We start from the raw sequence: 19,246 nt of genomic DNA, 5'->3' as shown, positions 1-19,246 counted from the left end.
CAAAGACACAGGCCCGATACTGCCGGTATCGGGCCTTTTTTATCGGAGGGATCCCTTTGCTTATCAATGGAATGAAGCTTGATACCATCTCGGCCCATGATCGAGGGCTGGCCTATGGTGATGGTCATTTTACCACCATGGCGGTCAGGGAGGGTCGCGTGTTGCAGTGGCCTGCCCATCTGGCACGGTTGCAGCTGGCCAACAACCGGCTGGGATTGGTTGAACCGGACTGGGATCTCTTGACCCAGGAGGTTGAAGAGATGGTGGCCGAGCAGCCACAATGCGTGGCCAAGGTGATCCTGACCCGCGGTGAGGGGGGGCGGGGCTATGACGGCAGCGGATGTCAGCACACAACCCGGATTGTCACTCTGGCGCCATTTCCGACTCACTATGGCCAGTGGCAACAGGAGGGGATCGAGATGGTGGTGTGCCGCCAGCGGATCGGTGATGCCCCCATGCTGGCCGGGCTTAAAACCTTGAATCGTCTGGAGCAGGTATTGCTGAAAAGCGAACTTGTCAGCCGAAATGCAGTCGAAGGGATAGTGCTTAACAGTCGCGGTTTTCTCATTGAAGGGGTCAGTGCCAATCTGTTTTGGCGTCGGGGCAAGACGGTGTTTACGCCCGATCTCGCCCGCGGTGGTGTCGATGGCATCATGCGTCGCCAGGTGATGGCGATGTTGAAACAGATGAGTATTGAGTTGCGTGTGGTAGAGGCTCCGCTGGAGTCACTATGGCAGGCGGAAGAGGTGTGGCTCACCAATACCCTGATGGGGGTCGTGCCGGTCAATGGCATCGAGGATATTCATTATCCCCCAGCGGTATTGAGTCGCCGTTTACAGGAGCGTTTGGTCATTGAAGTTTAATCGGCTTTACACCCTGCTCGCGGGGGCGGCGCTGACGGTAGCCGCTGCCGGGGCCTATGTACATTACAAATGGCAACAGGTAGAGACGCTCACCAACAAGGGGCCTACCCGGCTCTTTACGGTGGAGAAGGGCGCCCATGCGGCGCGCCTCATCGCCGAACTGGGTGAGGGGGAAACCAGCCCCTGGGCGGTGCGGCTCTGGCTGCGCAGCCATCCCGAACTGGTGGCCATCAAATCGGGCACCTATGAAATCAAGGAAGGTGCCCCCCTCAAGGAGACCCTTTCCCTGTTCGCATCGGGCAAGGAGTTTCACTTCAGCCTCACCTTCGTCGAAGGTTCCCGTTTCGAGGATTGGCAGAAGCAGCTCTCCAGCGCCCCATATCTTGAGCGGTTGACCGTCGAGCAATCCGAAGCCGACCTGGCGCAGGAACTCGGCATCGAGAATGGCAAGCTGGAGGGGTGGTTCCTGCCGGAAACCTACGCCTATACCACCCATGCCAGCGATCTCTCGATCCTGCGTCGCGCCCATCAGGATATGGAGACCTTCCTGCAGCAGAGCTGGGAAAAACGTCAGGCTAACCTGCCTTACAAAACGCCCTATGAGGCGCTGATCATGGCCTCCATCATCGAGAAAGAGACCGGCCAGCCGGACGAGCGGGCGCAGATCGCCTCGGTGTTTGTCAATCGACTGCGTCTGGGTATGAAGTTGCAAACTGATCCCACCGTCATTTACGGGGTGAAAGATCGCTACGATGGCAATATTCGCCGCAGCGATCTGACCGACAAGAATCCCTACAACACCTATGTGATCGACGGCCTACCGCCCACGCCCATCGCCATGCCGGGCAAGGCCTCCATCGAAGCAGCGCTCAACCCCAAATCGACCGACTATCTCTACTTTGTCGCCAAGGGGGGCGGTGCCCACTATTTCTCCAAGACCCTCGATGAACACAATCGGGCGGTTCGCGAATACATATTGAAGAAACCCTAATGTCTAAATTTATTGTGATCGAAGGATTGGAAGGGGCAGGGAAGAGCTCGGCCGTTCGTTATGTGACCGACTATCTGCAGCGCCACGGCATCAACCGGATCGAGTGCACCCGCGAGCCGGGTGGTACGCCACTGGCCGAGCGGATGCGGGCCATCGTCAAAGAGGTGCACGACGAGCGCCTCACCATCGAGGCGGAATTGCTGCTGATGTATGCCTCCCGGGTACAACTGGTGGAGACCCGCATCAAACCCGCACTGGCCGACGGTGTCTGGGTGGTGGGGGATCGCCACGATCTCTCCTCCCAAGCCTATCAGGGTGGTGGCCGTGGTATCGATGCCCAGCTTATCGGTGCCATCAAGCAGGCGGTGCTTGGCAACTTCAAGCCGGATCTCACCCTCTATCTCGATATCGATCCCGCCCTTGGCTTGCAGCGTGCTCGCCATCGCGGCGAGCTGGATCGCATCGAACTGGAGCAGCTGAGCTTCTTCGAGCGTACCCGAACTCGTTATCTCGAACTGGCCGCCAAGGATGATTCCATTGTGGTGATCGATGCGGCGCAAACGCCGGAACAGGTCAAAGCTGCCATCGAGCGTGCATTGGATCACTATCTGTCGAACGAGCCGCTATGTATCCCTGGCTGATCCCCGACTGGCATGCCCTGAGCCAGACGGCCCAGTCCGGTCGTCTCGGCCATGCCTGGTTGTTGCTGGGCGATCCCGGTCTTGGCAAGGAGCAACTGGCCGAGCGGCTGGCACGTTTGCACCTTTGCCAGCAACCGGATCGCGGAGAGCCGTGCGGCCACTGCCACTCTTGCCAGCTGTTTGACAAGGGCAACCACCCGGATCTCGGCACCATAACGCGCGACAGCAAGACCATCGGGGTCGAGGCCATTCGCGAGATCTGCACCCGGCTGCAGGGCTCTGCCCAGCTCGGCCGTGGCAAGGTGGTGATCATTCCTGATGCGGAGCGGATGACCGAATCGGCAGCCAATGCCCTGTTGAAAACCCTGGAAGAGCCGGCCGGCGACAGCTTGCTGTTGCTGATCGCTTCCCAGGTGTCCCGGTTGCTTCCCACCATTCTCAGTCGCTGTCACAAACATGTCTGTCAGTTGCCTGCGGAAGGGGAGACAGTACGCTGGTTGGCCGAGCAGGGTCATCAGGCCACTCTGGCTCAGGTGCGGATCTGTCAGGGGGCCCCGCTGCGGGTACTCGACTATATCGAGCAGCAACAGGACGGTACTCGCCGCGAATTGCTGGAACAGTTTGTCGCCCTGAGTCAAAGTCCGGTCAAGGCGACGGCACTGTGCAGCCAGCTTGGTCAGGAGATGCAGGTCAGGTTGCACTGGTTGCAGCTCTTCTTGTGCGATGCCCTGAAAACCCAGGCTGGCTGTGGTCACCATCAGCTGGCCATGCCTGATCTGGCCATCTTGAGTCAACGGTTGGCGGAGCAGCACTCCAGCGAAAAACTGCTGGAGGCAGAACAAGATCTGGTAGCCCTGAAAGCGGCATGCCAGCCGGGCCAGCTCTCCAATCCCACCATCCATCTGATGAACTGGCTCAGTCGCTGGTTATAAGTACCGACAAGCAGAAAGGTTTTATATGTTACTCGTTGATTCCCACTGTCATCTCGATCGCCTCAGCTATGGCAGCAAGCAGACCAGCATGGCTGATGTACTTGTCAAGGCCGCGAAACTGGACGTGGGATATTTTCTCTGTGTCAGTGTGACTCAGGCACAGTTCCCGACCATGCTCGAGGCGATCGCTCCCTATCCCCAGGTGTTTGCCTCCTGCGGGGTACATCCGCTCAATCAGGAACCCGGTGTGGATGCTGCCTTGTTGCTGACCCAGGCGGCGGACGAAAGAGTGATCGCCATCGGCGAAACCGGGCTCGACTACTTCTACTCCCCCGAGAACAAAGAGATGCAGCAAGCCTCTTTCCGCGAACATATCCGGGTTGCCCGCGCGCTGAACAAGCCGCTGATCATCCACACTCGCGATGCCCAGCAAGATACCTTGCAGATCATGCGCGAAGAGGGAGCGGAGCAGGTAGGTGGTGTGCTGCACTGTTTCACCGAATCTCTCGAGATGGCGCAAGCGGCGATGGCGATGGGGTTCTATATCTCCATCTCGGGGATCGCTACCTTCAAAAATGCCTCTGCACTGCAAGATGTGGTCAAGGCTCTTCCCCTCGACAGATTGCTGGTCGAGACCGACTCCCCCTATCTTGCACCCGTGCCGCATCGGGGGAGGGAGAACGAACCCGCTTTTGTGCGAGACGTTGCCCAGTTTATTGCCGACCTGCGCCATATACCGCTCGCTGAATTGGCAGAAGCGACCAGCCGGAATTTCTTTGAACTGTTCAAACTGGCGAAAAAATAACACAGGAGCCCCGTTGCTCGGGGCTTTTTATATTTCAAATACCAAGCGGATTGCCCACCTGAATATCAACATCGCACCGTGTTATCTCTCACTGGCCCCAGACAATGTAACCTGTTCATACATACAAACTGGAGTCGAATGATATTCCGATGTTTCGTTTATCAAATGAGGCCAAAGGGTATAAAAACATCAGGCTATAAGTATCGATAATATTCATTATCGATACTTGATGTATGGGAAGGATCCTGTAAGATCCTCTCAAACTTCATATGAATCATATAGTTCCGTGGCATATCCATCCTTGTCCAATCCAGCTCATCAATCACTGCAGACTGTTTTCGATGCACAGCTTAATAGTCGGGCACGCCGCTTTTTGCGCAGTGCAAAAGCGGATTCCACCCTCAATGCCTATCAGGCGGATACCCGTATTTTTGTCTTCTGGTGCCAATTGCACGGGCTGGATCCGCTGCAAACGACCCATCACGACATCATGAACTTTCTCGCAGATCAGGCTGACGGCGTATTGGCCGACTGGGTATGGCTGGATAAAGAGGAGGGGAAGGGGGAGCTGCGTAACGGTGAACCTCGTAAACCGGCAACCCTGGTGAGACGTTTGGCGGGGATCCGCTATGCCTTCAAGCAGAAAGGGATTCACCCCATGCCCACCGAACATCCCGAAATCAAGGAGATGATGCGCGGTATTGTCAGGTTGGGGGATAACCGCAAACGCAAAACCGGTGCCCTGACGCTGCAACCTTTGACCCAGGTGCTGGATGGCATCGACACCAATGACCTCGCGGGTTTGCGTGATCACACCCTGATACTGCTGATGTTCAGTGGCGCCTTGCGCCGTTCGGAAGCGGCCCGAATTGAGGTGAGCGATCTCGATTTTATGGGGCAGGGGATCCGCCTTCGCCTCAAACCGAGCAAACATCAGCTGCATGAAACCGAGATCGCCCTGATCCCGGGCAAGCACTACTGTCCCGTGTCGGCACTGCAAAAGTGGCTACACAAAAGTCGGATCAGCGAGGGGCCGCTATTTCGGCGCATGAATCGTTGGGGTCAACTGATGGCCGAACCACTCGGCCCCCAGGGCATCAATCTGATGATCAAACGCCGAACCGGTCAAACCATCGACGATCTTTACGTCAGTGGCCATAGCCTGCGCCGTGGATTTATCACCTCTGCCGTGACTGCCGGCAAACCTATGAACAAGATCATTGAGGTGACGCGCCACAAGGATATGCGAACCCTGCAGGAGTATTTCGATGACGCCCATAAATTCTCCGATCATGCCCTTGATGGCTTGCTCTGATATAACTGCGCCACTGAATTATTTATGTTAAATGATATCCTGTTGATCTAATGATATATTTGTCGCGTAGCCAGCAGCCCAAAGGGGAAGGGCATCTTCCAATGGATAATGGCATGAGATGAGAGATAACAAACTCGGAAACGTAATATCGCAAGGACATATGAGCCAAGAAATGACAGTGCGTGAAGAGCAAGAGGCGGGACCCCAAAACAATGCCGAGCGGCAGCGCCAACATGTAAAACGCAAGCAGGAGACCCATACCCGGCTGCAATGCTGGATCAGCAATCGCCACGCAGAGCGATTGGCCGCACTGGGTCTTCATCTCGAAGACAGTCAGGCGTCACTCATCGAGCAGGCGATCGATCTGCTCTACCAACATGAGCTGGGTAGAGAACCTCCGTTTGAAAACAGAGTCGCCATACAGGTCGAAGAGACTGTTGAATAGACACAAAAGTGAAGTAACAGCGATAGGTGAAGAGATAAAAAAAGCCAGGTACGAATTCCTTGTACCTGGCATAGGGGAATTGGCTCCTTGCAGAGCCGTGCGCTAACTGGTGTTCGGATTGCCTTAAGCTTAGACAAGGCTCAAGGCTTTTCAAGATCCGAAGAAAAGTTCAACCAGAGTGTGGGTATTTCAGACTCGTTCAAGTGCTGATGCACCGAAAGGCCCACTACGCATTGAACAGATTGTTGTCACGCACCAGCTCGCGGGGGAGGGCATTCTTGACCCGACTCCCCACCCATTTCCCCATGCCCAGGGTATGCCCCTGATAGCGGACGATCACCTCGCCAGTGCCAGCATCCTGTTCTGGCCAGACATCCCGCCCCATCATGAATTCCCGCGCATTGGCGCTATCCAGCTCGACTACGCCCTTGCTCGCTTTATCGCCATAGGCCAATGCCCACTCATGAGTGAGGCGATAACCTTTCTTGAAGGTTTCGGCCAACTTGATGCCGATGCGATCGAAACGCAGCTTGCCCTGCACCTGATCAAACTGCTGGGGAAAGAGCCAGATCTCGTCATTGCGGCCAAACAGCTGACCCTGCGGTGCCACCCCGAAGTTGGCTTCAATCTCGCGCAACATGGTTTCAGCCTCTTTGGCAGGAAGCGGCGCAAAGGGGAATTTACCCAGCTTGCCCGGCTTGAACATGGTGTTGGGCACCGAGTGATGCTTGCGCAATCTGGCGACGAAAAAGCCTTCACTGTCGAAGATTTGGGGCCAAACGTGCAGGTATCCCTCGGATGTACAAGCTTGCTCTGCATGAGGGAACAGGTCAGCCAGCGAGTCAAAACTCAAGGCGTCGCCAAACTTGTCCAGCAGGGATTGGCAGACCGCCTGATTCTCCTGCTCACTCAAGGTGCAGGTGGAGTAGACCAGCACACCACCCGGTTTCAGGGCATGGAAGGCGCTCTCCAGCAACCCTTGTTGCACTGCCGCAATCTCGTCGATGCTCTCGATGCTCCAGTTGCGCAGCGCATCTTCATCCTTGCGCACCGTACCTTCACCGGAGCAGGGGGCATCGAGCAGGATGGCATCGAATGTCTCCGGCAACCACTGGCCAAATACCTTGGCATCAAAATGGGTCATACCTACATTGGTCACGCCGCAGCGCTGGATATTGGCGCTGAGCACTTTCAACCGGCTGCTGGAAAACTCGTTGGCAACCAGCATCCCCTGATTGTTCATCAGGGCGGCTATCTGGGTGGTCTTGGAGCCGGGGGCCGCCGCCGCATCCAGCAACATGCCATCCGCTTTGATCTTGTCGCTGGCAAAGAGTGCCGTCACCGGCAGCATGGAGCTCGCTTCCTGAATGTAGAAGAGCCCGCTCAAGTGCTCGGCGGTGTTGCCAAGGGGGACAGTTTCATCGCTGCGGGTCAGCCAGAAGCCGGTATCACACCAGGGCACAGGGTCGAGCTGCCAACCCAGTGGCTCCATCAGGGCGACGAAATCCGAGACGGCTATCTTCAAGGTGTTGACCCGAATGCTGCGGCGCAGCGGACGTCGACAACTGGCCACAAAGTCTTCCATCGAGAGATGGGCCGGCATGATGGCCGCAATGTGGCGTAAAAAGTAATCGGGAAGGAAGGTGTTGTCGTGCACTGTGCCGTCTCGTTGACCGAAAAAGAGGGGCGATATCCTACCACAAGGCTAAGAATATTCTGAATCTGAACCCTATCAACAAGCACCGGAATATAAAAAAGCCCGGCACAGTGCCGGGCTTTGATGAGATACAAAGTGAAGAGATCAGGGCTGGATACGCGGACTCCACTCCAGCCACTCTTTCTCGGCCTTGCCGTAGAGCGGATAGCTGTGTCCTGCCTTGACGGTTGGACCCATTTCTCTCTCCGGCGTATTGAAAGCAATGCCGCCAGCCAGCAGGCTCTGCACCGTCTCCACTTCGATGGTGCCGCCGGTCAGCCCGATATCCGCCTTGACCCCGGAGACATTCCAGAAACGGGAGTTGGCCCGCACCAAATGGGCATACTCCTGATCCACGTTAACGTCGATCACCACCTCGCTACCATCCCGAGCCAGCGCCACCTTGGTGACACTGCCCACAACCATCTTGCGAAACAGCAGCGGGCTGCCGACGCTCAGGCCATTGACGGAGGGGCTCTTGAGGGTCAGGGCCAGACCCACCGGGCCGACCTGACTCAAGGGGAAGCGATTTTTGCCAGCGCCTTTACCGGGTTGTGCCTCTACAAACGCCCCCTTGATCAGGGTGTCGAGGTGAGCGACACCGCCCAGCCCCAGCTTGGCCTGCACCAGAGTAAAGCGGGCACCGGACTGCAGGAAACGCTCGGCATAGTGGCCATCTAGTTCGGCCTTAAAGATCACCTGACCCAGAGACGGCTCCAGCTCGATCTCTTCAATTTTGCCGATATCGACCCCACGATAGCGGATCGGGCTGCCAATCCCGAGCCCCGGATTGCTCTCTGCCACCAGTGACAGCTGGCGCACCTTGGCCTTGGCTTGCTCCCTGGAATCGAACAGTTGATGGCTGCTGCGGCCATTGGCCAACCGATCGAACTCGATGGCGCCGCGCAGCAGGGTACCGAGGTTGCCCACCTTGACCTGCACCCCATCGACCCGCACCTTGGTGTCGATGGCCGGTTTTTTCCAGAATTGGGGTTGCTGGGCGAGGAGGGGAGCATAGACTCCATCAATCTCGAGTTCGATCTCGACCCCCTCTTTGGCGGCGCGCAGCTGTTTGACCTTGCCCGCTTCCAGCCCCAGATAAAGCACTGGCGAGCCAATGCCAATGCCATCGGCCTGATCTGCTTTGAGCAACCAGCGCTGCGGCTTGGCATCACGGGTGCCGAGCAGTGCCAGCTCCTGACTCGGGTAGAGACGATTAATCCGCTCGCCACTGCTGGCTTGCACCAGCTTGATCCCGCCCCCCAGCCAAGCACTGGCCGGACTGGTTTCTACTTTGATGCCACTCAGATCGGCATCAATCTGCAGCGGCGCGGCGCGATAGAAGCGGGCACGATTGAGCAGGTGACCATAGTTTGGCGCCATCACCAGCTCGACGCTGACATTACCGCGTGCATCCAGGGTGAGCTGGCTGATACGGCCCACCTGCAATCCCTTGTACCAGACAGGTGCATCCTGATTGAGCCCCGCCAGATCGTCAGCCTGCAGCGTTACCTTGGTGCCGCTCTGGGGCGCGCGATCGGTCAGGGTCATCTTCTGTACCGGTTTACCCGCCACATAGTCGAGGCGAATGGCCGGGCCTGAGAGCAGGCGATCTGCATGCTGCACGCCGGTCGCGGAGAGGGAGATGCTCTCCCACACCAGTTGACTCTTGTCGGTAATGCGATAAGCCTGCTCCGGGTTGATCAGCGCTGTGACTACGCGGCCTTTGTCGGTAAGGCGAATGGGGTCGACACGACCAATCTCGATCCCCTCATAGAGGATGGGCATCCCCTCCTTGACCGGAAGATCGCCAGCCGAAATGTCGATACGCTCGCCGCGCGCTGCTTCCGCCAGCCCTTTATAAAGGACGAAAGTCTGTCCCTTCTCCGGCTCCGGTGAATCTTTGGGCGAGTCAAAGGCAATGCCGCCGCTCAGAATGGAGGTGAGGCTGCCAGCCTCCACGCTCACCCCGGCCAGACTGAAGGAGCCCTTGATGCCGCTGATATTCCAGAAGCGGGTATCGGCTTTGACCAGATGTTCGAAACGTGGCTCGATCACCAGATCCAGAATGACGTTCTGGTTGTCCTGACCCAGACGGGTATTGATGACGCTGCCCACCTCGATACCGCGGAAATAGAGCTTGGCGCCAATCCCAACCGCACCCAGCGAATCGGCGGTCAGGTGCAGCATGCGCCCCTGAGCCTGATAGCCGGGAGGAGGGCCCTCCAGTGCATCGAAGGTCTCCTCCAGCGGATTGCTTTCACGCCCCGGTTGCAGGTTGATGTAGTTGCCGGAGACCAGGGTATCGAGGCCGGAGATCTCGGTGAGCGACGCCTTGGGGCTCACCAGCCAGAAGTCGGATCCCTTGCGGATAAGCGGTCTGGCACGGCTGTCAATCTTGGCCATCACCGCAATCTTGCGGCCATCTTCAGCCAGCTCCAGCTCTTGCACCACGCCGATGGCCACCCCCTGATAACGAACCTGGGTTTTACCCGGCAAGATGCCGTTGCCCTGGGCGAAGTTGATCTGGATAAGCTGGCCACGGCTCAATACCTGCTGATAGAGAAAGCCACCTGCCAGCAGCAGGGCTATCAGGGGTAACAGCCAGACCGGCGATAACCAGCGGCGCTTTTCGATGACGGGTTCAGCCCCGATCATAGTGACTCCTTATTGGCTGGATTAAACAGCACATCAGACAAAAACAGAGAAATCATCAACGGGCCGCCTTGTCCCACAGTAAACGGGTATCGAGCATGCGGGCCGACATCATGGTCAGCACCACCACACCGGCAAAGGCGGTGGCCCCCGGGCCTGCGCGGACACTCAGCAGCACACCCCGATCGACCAGTGCCACCATCAGCGAAATCACGAACAAGTCCAGCATTGACCAGCGACCGATAAAATCGATCACCCGATACATCACTAGCTGGCGCTTGCGCCGCACCGGTTTGGCCCGCTGCAACTGCCAGCAGATCCAGCCCAACCCCAATATCTTGCCCACGGGTACCAGTATGCTGGCGGTGAGGACTATGGTGGCAATCCCGCTCATCTTGCTGCGATAGAGCATCATGATACCGCTGAAGATGGTATCTGACTGCAGTAACCCCTTGTTGTAGAAATGGGTAATGGGCAACAGATTGGCAGGTAGCAACATGAAGGTGGCGAGCGCCAGCAAGCCCCACGACCAGGCGAGGGAACGGGGAATGCGCACCTGCAATTTGCTGCTGCAACGGGGGCAGACTGCCCCGGCTTGATAGCGCACCAGCAAACCACAGGTATGGCAGCGGCAGAGTCCCATCTCACGGGCGCTGGTCATGTTCCGGCTCCTTTAACGGGATCCGCGCCCAGTAGGGGGCGGGGTCAAACAGGATCAGCAGGGTCATGTTGAGCAGCATCAAAATACCGAGGCTGAGCAACCCGCCACCGAGGCGCACATCGGCGATGTCGATCAGTTTGAACAGGGCAACCAGCAGGCTGACGATATAGACCTCCAGCATGGCCCAGTGGCGAAACACCTCGACCAGCTTCAAGGTGACGGGAAGAATGTGCCAACGTTTGGCCAGACCCGAAGCCAGCACAAAGATCCCCGCCAATAATCCTACCGGTGCCAGTACGGCGCACCAAAGCACCAAAGAGGCCACCCAAAACTCACTTTCGCCAAACAGCACCAGGATACCGCGCAGCAGGTCGGCGTCGGTGTTGACCCCAGCCAGCCGCAGATAGATCAGCGGTTCAAAAAAGGCGGAGGGTAGCAGCAGAAATCCGGTGATGGTCAGGGCCATCAACTGGGAGGGACGAAAGGCATAACGGCCATAGAGATGTTGGTGACAACGCGGGCAGTGGGCATGGCGACGCAGCGGCAGTGCTTTGCGCTGGATCAGCAAGTCGCACGCCGGACAGACAATTACGGAACCGGGCTCCATCATACAATTCAACCTGTTGAAGGAATTGGTGAAATTTACCCTAAAACCGGTTTCCTGTCTTGCCTGCAGCCGGAATGTTACGAAAGTATAATTGACGTTAACGTAAACGTGATATTAGATAGCCAGACTAGACAGGTGAAAGGAGTCATGATGTCCAGTTTGTCCCCCTCGGCAGGCCTGCGCTTTCGCACCGCCCTTGCCAATGAACATCCCCTGCAGATCGTCGGCACCATCAATGCCTATATGGCGCTGATGGCCGAGCGCAGCGGTTTTCAGGCGCTCTACCTCTCGGGTGCCGGAGTCGCCAACGCCTCCTACGGTTTGCCGGATCTCGGCATGACCTCCCTCAACGACGTGCTGACCGATGCTGAGCGGATAACTGCTGCCACCCGGGTGCCGCTGTTGGTCGATATCGATACCGGCTGGGGCGGGGCATTCAACATCGCCCGCACCATCCGCGCGTTCGAGCGGGCCGGAGTGGCAGCCGTGCACATGGAAGATCAGGTGACTCAGAAGCGTTGTGGTCATCGCCCCAACAAGGCGGTGGTCACGCTGGAGGAGATGTGCGATCGCATCAAGGCAGCGGTGGATGCCCGCGAGAATAGCGAGTTCGTCATCATGGCCCGCACCGATGCACTGGCGGTGGAGGGGATGGAGTCGGCTCTTGAGCGCACCGCTGCCTATGTGGCCGCCGGTGCCGACATGATCTTCGCCGAGGCGGTGACCGAGCTGGCCCAGTACGACCAGTTCAAGCTGGCGGCCAACGTGCCGATCCTCGCCAACATGACCGAGTTCGGCAAAACCGCGCTGTTTGACAAAGAGCAACTGGCCGCCCACGGGGTCGACATGGTGCTCTACCCCTTAAGTGCCAACCGCGCAGCCAATCAGGCCGCCCTCAACGTCTATCAACATATTCGCCAGGATGGCCATCAAAGGGCTGTCGTGGAGACCATGCAGACCCGGGAGTCGCTCTACGACTTCCTCGGATATCACCACTACGAGCAGACCCTGGATCGTCTGTTTACAGCCAAGGAATAGGAGGCAGCTTATGGGACAGCAAAAACCGTTGGGCGGGGCCGGTCTGCGCGGTCAAAGCGCAGGGGAGACCAGCATCTGCACCGTGGGCAAGAGCGGCACCGGTCTTACCTATCGCGGTTACGACATCAAGGAGCTGGCCGACAGCGCCCAGTTCGAGGAGGTCGCCTATCTGCTGCTCAAGGGGGAGTTGCCCGGTGAGCAGCAGCTTGACGCCTACAAGCGCGAGCTGCGTCACCTGCGCAGCTTGCCCCAGCCGCTGTTGGAGGTACTGGAGCGCATTCCCGCCGATGCTCACCCCATGGATGTGCTGCGCACCGGTTGCTCCATGCTCGGCGATCTGGAGCCGGAAGATGGCTTCGAGCATGAGCATGAAGTGGCGGATCGGCTGCTGGCCGCCTTCCCGGGCATTCTGATCTACTGGTACAAGTTCAGCCACGAGGGCGTACGCATCGCCCTCGATACCGATGAAGAGTGTATCGGTGGCCACTTTCTGGCGCTGCTGCACCAAAAAGCACCGAGCGAGCTGGAGCGCCGGGTGATGCATGTCTCCCTCATCCTCTACGCCGAGCATGAGTTCAACGCCTCCACCTTTGCCGCGCGAGTTTGCGCCTCAACCCTTTCCGACATGTTCTCCTGTATCACTGCCGCCATCGGTACCCTGCGCGGCCCACTCCACGGCGGAGCCAACGAGGCAGCCATGGCGATGATCGAACACTGGCAGGATGAAACGCAGGCAAGGCGCGAACTGCTGGCCAAGCTGGCGGCCAAGGAGAAGATCATGGGCTTTGGCCACGCCATCTACCGCACCTCGGATCCGCGCAACGTCATCATCAAGGAGTGGTCGGCCAAGCTCGCCGAGGCGGTGGGGGATGATCGCCTCTATCGCGTCTCCTGCGAGGCGGAGAAGGTGATGTGGGAAGAAAAAGAGCTCTTTCCCAACGCCGACTTCTTCCATGCCAGCGCTTATCACTACATGGGGATCCCGACCAAGCTGTTCACGCCTATCTTCGTCTGCTCGCGGGTCACCGGCTGGTGCGCCCACGTGATGGAGCAGCGCGAGCACAACCGGATCATCCGTCCGAGCGCCGATTATGTCGGCCCAGCCCCCCGTCACTTTGTCTCTCTACAACAACGATAAGGAAGTCACGATGTCCGCCAACGTCGACGTCAACCACAGACCAGACCCCGATCAGGTGCTGGTCGATATTGCCGATTATGTCTGCAACCACCCCATTACCAGCAAGGCGGCTCTCGACACCGCCCGTTACTGCCTGATGGATACGCTGGGCTGTGGCCTCTTGGCTCTGCGCTTCCCCGAGTGCACCAAGCACCTTGGCCCCATCGTACCGGGCACCCTCGTGCCCCATGGTGCCCGGGTGCCCGGTACCCAGCTCTGCCTCGACCCGGTCAAGGCAGCCTGGGACATCGGCGCCATCATCCGCTGGCTCGATTACAACGACACCTGGCTGGCCGCCGAGTGGGGTCACCCCTCCGACAATCTGGGCGGTATTCTCGCCACTGCAGACTGGCTCTCCCGTACTCGCGTCGCCGATGGCAAGGCACCGCTCACCATGGCCGATGTGCTGGTGGCCATGGTCAAAGCCCACGAAATTCAAGGGGTGCTGGCGCTGGAGAACTCCTTCAATCGGGTCGGTCTCGATCACGTGGTGCTGGTCAAGGTCGCCAGCACCGCCGTGGTGACTCACATGCTGGGTGGCACACGCGACCAGGTGATTGATGCGGTCTCCCAGGCCTGGGTCGATGGGCAAAGCCTGCGTACCTACCGTCATGCCCCCAATGCGGGGTCGCGCAAGAGCTGGGCGGCGGGGGATGCCACCTCCCGCGCGGTGCGCCTCGCCCTTATCACCATGAGCGGCGAGATGGGCTATCCCGGTGTGCTGAGCGCCCCCAAGTGGGGCTTCTACGATGTGCTGTTCAAGGGCAACCAGTTCGCCCTGCATCAGGGGTACGGCAGCTATGTGATGGAGAACGTGCTGTTCAAGATCTCTTATCCCGCCGAGTTCCATGCCCAGACCGCGGTCGAGTGCGCCATGAAACTGCACGGTCAGGTGAAGGGGCGGCTGGATGAGATCGACCGCATCGAACTCACCACCCATGAGTCGGCCATTCGCATCATCAGCAAGGTGGGTGCCCTCAATAACCCGGCCGATCGGGATCACTGCCTGCAGTACATGGTGGCGGTGCCGCTGATTTTCGGTCGCCTTGTCGCCGAGGATTACGAGGACGATGTAGCCGCCGATCCCCGTATCGACGGGCTACGCGACAAGATGGTGGTGCAGGAGGACAAACTCTACAGCCGTGAATATCTGGAGGCGGACAAGCGATCCATTGCCAACGCCATCCAGATTTTCTTCAAGGATGGCACTAACACTCCTAAGGTCGAGGTGGAGTATCCGGTCGGCCATCGTCGCCGGCGGGAGGAGGGGATCCCGCTGTTGGTGGAGAAATTCCAGCACAATCTGGCCACTCGCTTCCCGGCCAAACGGGTCCGCGATATTCTCGCCCTCTGCCAGGATGGCAAGCAGCTGGCCAGCACACCGGTCCACGCCTTTATGGATCTGCTGGTGATCTGACCAATATCTACCGGCAAACAGCGATAAACGAACAGCGGGCCCATCGGCCCGCTTTGTTATTCTGGCGGTTTATCCCTCACCGCAACACTACGTCAGCACACTGCTGTCGCCGTTAAAGAGCGCCGTCATGATCGCCGTCTCACGACTGGCGATGGTCTCGAGAAACTCGTTGGCGCGCCCCATCTGATGGCAGACCCGATAACCCCGCTCGACAAAGGAGAAGAGTTCACCAAGCCCCGCCAGATGGGCGGGCCCTGACACCAGCTTGAGGGTTGCCCCCAGCAGCGGTTTTCTCGCCAGCCTGTCCAGCGTCATGCCAAGCTCGCTCACCAGAGCAATCTGATGTTCCCGGCGCGCCTGCTCGCCTACGGCACGATAGGCGATGGTGTAGTGGTCCGGCGTGATGGGAGCTATGCCATCAATGCGCCGTAGCGCCACCACCATCAAGTAATCGAGCTCTTCGGAGAGAGCATCAAGCTCGATCGCCTGCGCCAGCACCTTGAGACCGGACTCCGGCAACAACCGCTCGGCGGTCGGCATCACCCGCATCACGTCCGCATCGCGGCGGGCACAATCCCCCGGGCCATAGAGATCGGTCAGGAAAAACTCGGCGGCAGGGCCGTAGCGGTCACTCTCCAGCAGATCACGATGGGTTCGCCCCAACCGGTCGGCCTGCCACTGGCGTAGCCGATCCCGATCCTGCTGATCTTCCGGGTGGGCACGCATCTGCTCGCGCAAGGCTGCAACCCGCTTGAGCTGGCGGTATAGCCGACCCAGGGTGCTATCGTCGTCGTGGGCATGTTCTTGATGCGTCATCTACAGCTCTCTGGCCTTGGGCCCATTGATGGGAATTGGGTGATACGAAGATACAAGTGAATGAAAAACAAGCAGCTTTTGCTGACCGTTCCGTGACAAGTGTAGCGCGCACGGGGGAGGGAATAAATGCCATGCCCCGCTGATGGCCTGCATCCCTCTCGACTCTGTTAAGTGAGCCCCATTTATGTGAACCATCCTTTCATTTTTTGTGAACATGTGTTTAATATCAATAACTAACTTATGACCCAGAGTAACGACCATGTTCTTCAACTCGCTCGCTGGCAGCAGCGCACTCTCTACCATCCAGATCAGCCGTCAGCATCCGCTGGGATTGGCCGCCGCCCGGATCGCGGCTGAAGCCATTGCCGCGGACATGAGCGAGAGCTATCAACTCGATTGCGAATGGGCAGATGAAGAGGAGACCGAGCTTCGTTTTCGCGGCTCAGGGGTACATGGCACTCTCACCCTGGACGAAGATACCCTGGAACTGGAAGTGCATCTTGGTTTGATGCTGTTGCCTGTACGCAGCGTACTGGAGCAGGAGATCCTCGATTATGTCGACAATCGCTTACCTTGCCCCAAACGTGTTTGAAACTCTTCGTTGCACTGGTTTTAAATAAACCAGCTGTAAACGATGGCTGTTTGAAATAAGTTGGCAAGCCATATAGTTTGTCAGATTTATTATTCGGCGAGGTCTCAATTCTATTTTTTAAGTAATCTTTCATCTTTATTTCATATTTCGAGTCGGCACTCATTAATGTCATTCTGATTGCATCAAGTCTTCATCCGGATATGAGGGCAGGAGCAATTTGCCGCCTCGGTAAATTCATTTTGTAGGGAAACAACCATGCCACTGAGTGAATTTATCTCCTGCGTCGATACCGCCTGGTTACGCATGGACAGACCCAACAACCTGATGCAGATCATCGGTGTCCTGATGTTTGAAGGAGAGCTTGATGAAGCGCGTCTGCGGGCCGGATTGCGCCACACCATTTCGGTGCAACCCCGCTTCCACCAGCGGGCCGTGCTGGAGGGGGGCTCCTACTACTGGCGCCATGATCCCGATTTCGATCTCGATCAGCACCTCAAGCGAGTGATCCTGCCGGGTGAAGCAGGCAAGCTGGAGCTGGAGAAGCTGGTGGCCGATCTCGCCTCGACGCCGCTCAACCACCAGCGCCCCCTGTGGGATATGCACCTGACCGACACGTCGCTGGGTGGGCAAGCGCTGGTGGTGCGCATTCACCACGCCATGGGCGACGGCTTCTCGCTGGTGCGGGCCATGCTGACCATGATGGATAACACCCCGGAAGGGGCGCCGCGACCACCGTCACCGGAGCCACTGGATGACAGCGATGACGAGGATGAGGAGGATTGCCACCAGGGCAGCCGTCTGGTGCGGGCCGGTCTCAAGCTGACCGGTAGCCTCTGGTCCAAATATGTCGAAGTGGTCACCCATCCCACCAAGGCGGTGGATTACCTCAAGACCGGGCGGGATGTGGCGAGCGAGCTGTGCAATATCGCCACCCTCGGTGATGATTCACCCTGCCGCCTGCGGGGCAAGACCACCAGCACCAAGCGGGTGGCCTGGTCGGAGCAAATTGATCTGCCGGATATCAAGGCAGTGGGCAAGGTGCTGGGCTGCTCGGTCAACGATCTGCTGATCGCCGCCACCGCAGGGGCGTTTCGCCACTACCTGCAGGAGAAGGGGGATGATGCCAACAAGGTCAAGATCCGCGCCCTGGTGCCAGTCAATATGCGTGCGCCGGACGATGAGGGTGCGCTTGGCAACCGCTTCGGGCTGGTGGCCCTGGACTTGCCACTGGATGTTGAACACCCGTTGCAACGGCTCTATACCGTGCGTGACCGGATGCAGGCGCTGCGCACCTCGCTACAACCCGTGGTGGTGCTCAACTTGTTACATGCCCTTGGCATGGCACCCAATGCGGTGCAGCAGCAGGCAGTCGAGCTGCTCACAGCCAAGGCCAGTGCAGTGATCACCAATGTACCCGGCCCGCAGCAGACCCTCTATCTGGCCGGTGCAAAACTACGCCAACCACTGTTCTGGGTGCCGCAATCGGGGGATATCGGCGTCGGCGTCTCCATCCTCTCTTACGATCACAAAGTGCAGCTGGGCCTTATCACAGACAAGAAGCTGGTACCGGATCCGGATCGGGTGGTCGAGCGGTTTGCGGTGGAGTTCGAACAACTGCTGTTGCTGGTGCTGATGGAGCCGGAGCTGTTGTTTGACCCCAACGGACTGGATGCGCTGCTCGGTTGAGCGTGCATTTGATAGACCGGTGGCGGCGTATTCCAACCGGTCAGAACCCATCATAAAAGAGGCCAACCCGCGGGTTGGCCTCTTGTTTTGTTATCTATCAGTGGCAAGAGTGGCGGTTAATCCTCCAACTCTTCCCGCGCCGCCTCCACATCGAGGCGCTCCATGGCATCCATGGGTTCGCACTCGGCCGCTTCGGCATAGATGGCTTCGGCGGCTTTCAGGCGGCTTTTGCCGTGCAGCATCACCTGAGCGTTGGCGTACTCCATGCGGGCGATAGCCGAGTCGGGGATCAGCGCCAGCGCTTCCTTGAAGTGACGCTCGGACTCTTCCTTCTTGGCGCCATAGGTAAGGCCACCGATCATGGCCCCCAGCTTGTCGACGATCTCCGCGTGCCAGGCGCCAAAGGCAATATGGGCCTCGGCGTGATCTGGCGCCAGCTCCAGCGCCTTCTCAAGGCTTACCTTGATCTTGTCGCCAATTCCTTGCGAGAGGGCCTTGGAGATGGAAATGACCTGACTGTAGCGCCCGAGGGCCAGCGCGTGGAAATACCAGGCGTTGGCGTTCTTGGGCTGGCTTTTTTGCAGCTTCTCGGCATGACTGGCCGCCCGCTCGAAGGCGGCGCGCTTGGCATACTTGTCTTCCAGCAGATAGCTGGCATGGATCACCAGCGCTTTGTTCGCCACATTGAGGCCCGCCTCACCGGCCGCTTCGCCAAGGGCGACGGCCTGGGCAAAATCCCCGGCATGATAGGCCCGCCAAGCATCCTGTACCTGTTCATCCTCGGGCCAGGGTTCGGCATCCCCCTGATGGAGTCGATCCCAGTTGTGCGCCAGCTTCTGGCCGGCATAGTCATAGGCCGCATCCGCGTAGGGGAAGGGGACAAATTCGAGTTGTGAAGTGGTCATGCTT

Annotated in this window: 18 protein-coding genes; 12 read left to right on the top strand and 6 right to left on the bottom strand. The window is 58.3% G+C overall.

Annotated elements, in window-relative coordinates:
* The first annotated feature begins 56 nt into the window (after positions 1 to 56).
* From pabC to G5253_RS05810, 7 genes are all read left to right on the top strand, one after another.
* Positions 57 to 863 carry an aminodeoxychorismate lyase gene (pabC, locus tag G5253_RS05840; RefSeq protein WP_266134658.1) on the top strand — a complete coding sequence of 269 codons (807 nt, stop codon included), beginning with the start codon at positions 57 to 59 and terminating at the stop codon, positions 861 to 863.
* On the top strand, positions 853 to 1,854 hold the full coding sequence (mltG, locus tag G5253_RS05835; RefSeq protein WP_266134657.1) for an endolytic transglycosylase MltG: 1,002 nt from the start codon (positions 853 to 855) through the stop codon (positions 1,852 to 1,854). Before pabC ends, mltG begins: the two co-directional genes overlap by 11 nt.
* Positions 1,854 to 2,495 (top strand): dTMP kinase, encoded by a 642-nt coding sequence (tmk, locus tag G5253_RS05830; protein ID WP_005345536.1) that lies wholly within the window; start codon positions 1,854 to 1,856, stop codon positions 2,493 to 2,495. Before mltG ends, tmk begins: the two co-directional genes overlap by 1 nt.
* Positions 2,480 to 3,427, top strand: a complete 948-nt coding sequence (gene holB / locus G5253_RS05825) for a DNA polymerase III subunit delta' (RefSeq protein ID WP_219594255.1) — start codon at positions 2,480 to 2,482, stop codon at positions 3,425 to 3,427. The genes tmk and holB overlap by 16 nt, the downstream gene beginning before the upstream one ends.
* A gap of 25 nt (positions 3,428 to 3,452) precedes the next feature.
* The gene (locus G5253_RS05820; protein WP_266134656.1) at positions 3,453 to 4,232 is read left to right on the top strand and encodes a TatD family hydrolase; all 780 of its coding nucleotides are present in this window, start codon (positions 3,453 to 3,455) and stop codon (positions 4,230 to 4,232) included.
* Positions 4,233 to 4,605: 373 nt separating this feature from the next.
* Positions 4,606 to 5,547, top strand: a complete 942-nt coding sequence (locus G5253_RS05815) for a site-specific integrase (protein WP_227342943.1) — start codon at positions 4,606 to 4,608, stop codon at positions 5,545 to 5,547.
* Between the two features lie 160 nt (positions 5,548 to 5,707).
* On the top strand, positions 5,708 to 5,992 hold the full coding sequence (locus tag G5253_RS05810; protein WP_043820019.1) for a RepB family protein: 285 nt from the start codon (positions 5,708 to 5,710) through the stop codon (positions 5,990 to 5,992).
* 226 nt (positions 5,993 to 6,218) lie between these two features.
* On the opposite strand, the gene rsmF is transcribed toward G5253_RS05810, so the two are convergent.
* The 4 genes from rsmF to G5253_RS05790 all read right to left on the bottom strand — a co-directional run bounded on the left by rsmF (position 6,219) and on the right by G5253_RS05790 (position 11,614).
* Positions 6,219 to 7,649, bottom strand: coding sequence for a 16S rRNA (cytosine(1407)-C(5))-methyltransferase RsmF (rsmF, locus tag G5253_RS05805; RefSeq protein ID WP_266134655.1), 1,431 nt, complete (start codon positions 7,647 to 7,649; stop codon positions 6,219 to 6,221).
* Between the two features lie 144 nt (positions 7,650 to 7,793).
* On the bottom strand, positions 7,794 to 10,346 hold the full coding sequence (locus G5253_RS05800; RefSeq protein WP_266134654.1) for an MlaD family protein: 2,553 nt from the start codon (positions 10,344 to 10,346) through the stop codon (positions 7,794 to 7,796).
* Positions 10,347 to 10,401: 55 nt separating this feature from the next.
* Entirely contained in the window at positions 10,402 to 11,004 is a 603-nt protein-coding gene (locus G5253_RS05795) for a paraquat-inducible protein A (RefSeq protein ID WP_005333132.1), read from the bottom strand.
* Positions 10,988 to 11,614 carry a paraquat-inducible protein A gene (locus tag G5253_RS05790; protein ID WP_069526833.1) on the bottom strand — a complete coding sequence of 209 codons (627 nt, stop codon included), beginning with the start codon at positions 11,612 to 11,614 and terminating at the stop codon, positions 10,988 to 10,990. The genes G5253_RS05795 and G5253_RS05790 overlap by 17 nt, the downstream gene beginning before the upstream one ends.
* Before the next feature lie 147 nt (positions 11,615 to 11,761).
* On the opposite strand from G5253_RS05790, the gene prpB reads away from it, so the two are divergent.
* The 3 genes from prpB to G5253_RS05775 are packed head-to-tail and all read left to right on the top strand — an operon-like array spanning position 11,762 to position 15,243.
* A complete protein-coding gene (gene prpB, locus G5253_RS05785) occupies positions 11,762 to 12,649 on the top strand; it encodes a methylisocitrate lyase (RefSeq protein WP_266134653.1) in 888 nt (295 codons plus the stop codon).
* A 10-nt stretch (positions 12,650 to 12,659) separates the two neighbouring features.
* Complete coding sequence (gene prpC, locus G5253_RS05780) at positions 12,660 to 13,787, top strand: bifunctional 2-methylcitrate synthase/citrate synthase (protein WP_266134652.1); 1,128 nt, start codon at positions 12,660 to 12,662, stop codon at positions 13,785 to 13,787.
* Positions 13,788 to 13,797: 10 nt separating this feature from the next.
* Positions 13,798 to 15,243, top strand: coding sequence for a bifunctional 2-methylcitrate dehydratase/aconitate hydratase (locus G5253_RS05775; protein WP_266134651.1), 1,446 nt, complete (start codon positions 13,798 to 13,800; stop codon positions 15,241 to 15,243).
* Between the two features lie 87 nt (positions 15,244 to 15,330).
* Here the strand turns inward: G5253_RS05775 and G5253_RS05770 are convergent, their stop codons facing one another.
* Complete coding sequence (locus G5253_RS05770; protein WP_266134650.1) at positions 15,331 to 16,059, bottom strand: FFLEELY motif protein; 729 nt, start codon at positions 16,057 to 16,059, stop codon at positions 15,331 to 15,333.
* A gap of 259 nt (positions 16,060 to 16,318) precedes the next feature.
* On the opposite strand from G5253_RS05770, the gene G5253_RS05765 reads away from it, so the two are divergent.
* Together G5253_RS05765 and G5253_RS05760 are read left to right on the top strand one after the other, a co-directional pair.
* The gene (locus G5253_RS05765; RefSeq protein ID WP_100645872.1) at positions 16,319 to 16,651 is read left to right on the top strand and encodes a polyhydroxyalkanoic acid system family protein; all 333 of its coding nucleotides are present in this window, start codon (positions 16,319 to 16,321) and stop codon (positions 16,649 to 16,651) included.
* Between the two features lie 255 nt (positions 16,652 to 16,906).
* Positions 16,907 to 18,337, top strand: a complete 1,431-nt coding sequence (locus G5253_RS05760) for a wax ester/triacylglycerol synthase family O-acyltransferase (RefSeq protein WP_005333122.1) — start codon at positions 16,907 to 16,909, stop codon at positions 18,335 to 18,337.
* A gap of 116 nt (positions 18,338 to 18,453) precedes the next feature.
* Here G5253_RS05760 and G5253_RS05755 read toward each other — a convergent pair whose 3' ends face one another.
* On the bottom strand, positions 18,454 to 19,242 hold the full coding sequence (locus tag G5253_RS05755) for a hypothetical protein (RefSeq protein WP_266134649.1): 789 nt from the start codon (positions 19,240 to 19,242) through the stop codon (positions 18,454 to 18,456).
* Positions 19,243 to 19,246 lie beyond the last annotated feature (4 nt).

This window comes from Aeromonas sp. 602658 (assembly GCF_049173005.1).
Lineage (GTDB): Bacteria > Pseudomonadota > Gammaproteobacteria > Enterobacterales > Aeromonadaceae > Aeromonas > Aeromonas veronii_A.
This window is presented reverse-complemented; position numbering and strand designations above follow the sequence as displayed.

What these genes read in the sequence shown, in the direction of transcription:
- holB (WP_219594255.1), top strand. Translation starts at nt 2,480, where the DNA reads ATGTATCCCTGGCTGATCCCCGACTGGCATGCCCTGAGCCAGACGGCC.
- G5253_RS05775 (WP_266134651.1), top strand. Translation starts at nt 13,798, where the DNA reads ATGTCCGCCAACGTCGACGTCAACCACAGACCAGACCCCGATCAGGTG.
- prpB (WP_266134653.1), top strand. Translation starts at nt 11,762, where the DNA reads ATGTCCAGTTTGTCCCCCTCGGCAGGCCTGCGCTTTCGCACCGCCCTT.
- G5253_RS05770 (WP_266134650.1), bottom strand. Translation starts at nt 16,059, where the DNA reads ATGACGCATCAAGAACATGCCCACGACGACGATAGCACCCTGGGTCGG.
- G5253_RS05760 (WP_005333122.1), top strand. Translation starts at nt 16,907, where the DNA reads ATGCCACTGAGTGAATTTATCTCCTGCGTCGATACCGCCTGGTTACGC.
- G5253_RS05795 (WP_005333132.1), bottom strand. Translation starts at nt 11,004, where the DNA reads ATGACCAGCGCCCGTGAGATGGGACTCTGCCGCTGCCATACCTGTGGT.
- G5253_RS05755 (WP_266134649.1), bottom strand. Translation starts at nt 19,242, where the DNA reads ATGACCACTTCACAACTCGAATTTGTCCCCTTCCCCTACGCGGATGCG.
- prpC (WP_266134652.1), top strand. Translation starts at nt 12,660, where the DNA reads ATGGGACAGCAAAAACCGTTGGGCGGGGCCGGTCTGCGCGGTCAAAGC.
- G5253_RS05790 (WP_069526833.1), bottom strand. Translation starts at nt 11,614, where the DNA reads ATGATGGAGCCCGGTTCCGTAATTGTCTGTCCGGCGTGCGACTTGCTG.
- tmk (WP_005345536.1), top strand. Translation starts at nt 1,854, where the DNA reads ATGTCTAAATTTATTGTGATCGAAGGATTGGAAGGGGCAGGGAAGAGC.
- G5253_RS05800 (WP_266134654.1), bottom strand. Translation starts at nt 10,346, where the DNA reads ATGATCGGGGCTGAACCCGTCATCGAAAAGCGCCGCTGGTTATCGCCG.
- G5253_RS05810 (WP_043820019.1), top strand. Translation starts at nt 5,708, where the DNA reads ATGAGCCAAGAAATGACAGTGCGTGAAGAGCAAGAGGCGGGACCCCAA.
- G5253_RS05820 (WP_266134656.1), top strand. Translation starts at nt 3,453, where the DNA reads ATGTTACTCGTTGATTCCCACTGTCATCTCGATCGCCTCAGCTATGGC.
- G5253_RS05765 (WP_100645872.1), top strand. Translation starts at nt 16,319, where the DNA reads ATGTTCTTCAACTCGCTCGCTGGCAGCAGCGCACTCTCTACCATCCAG.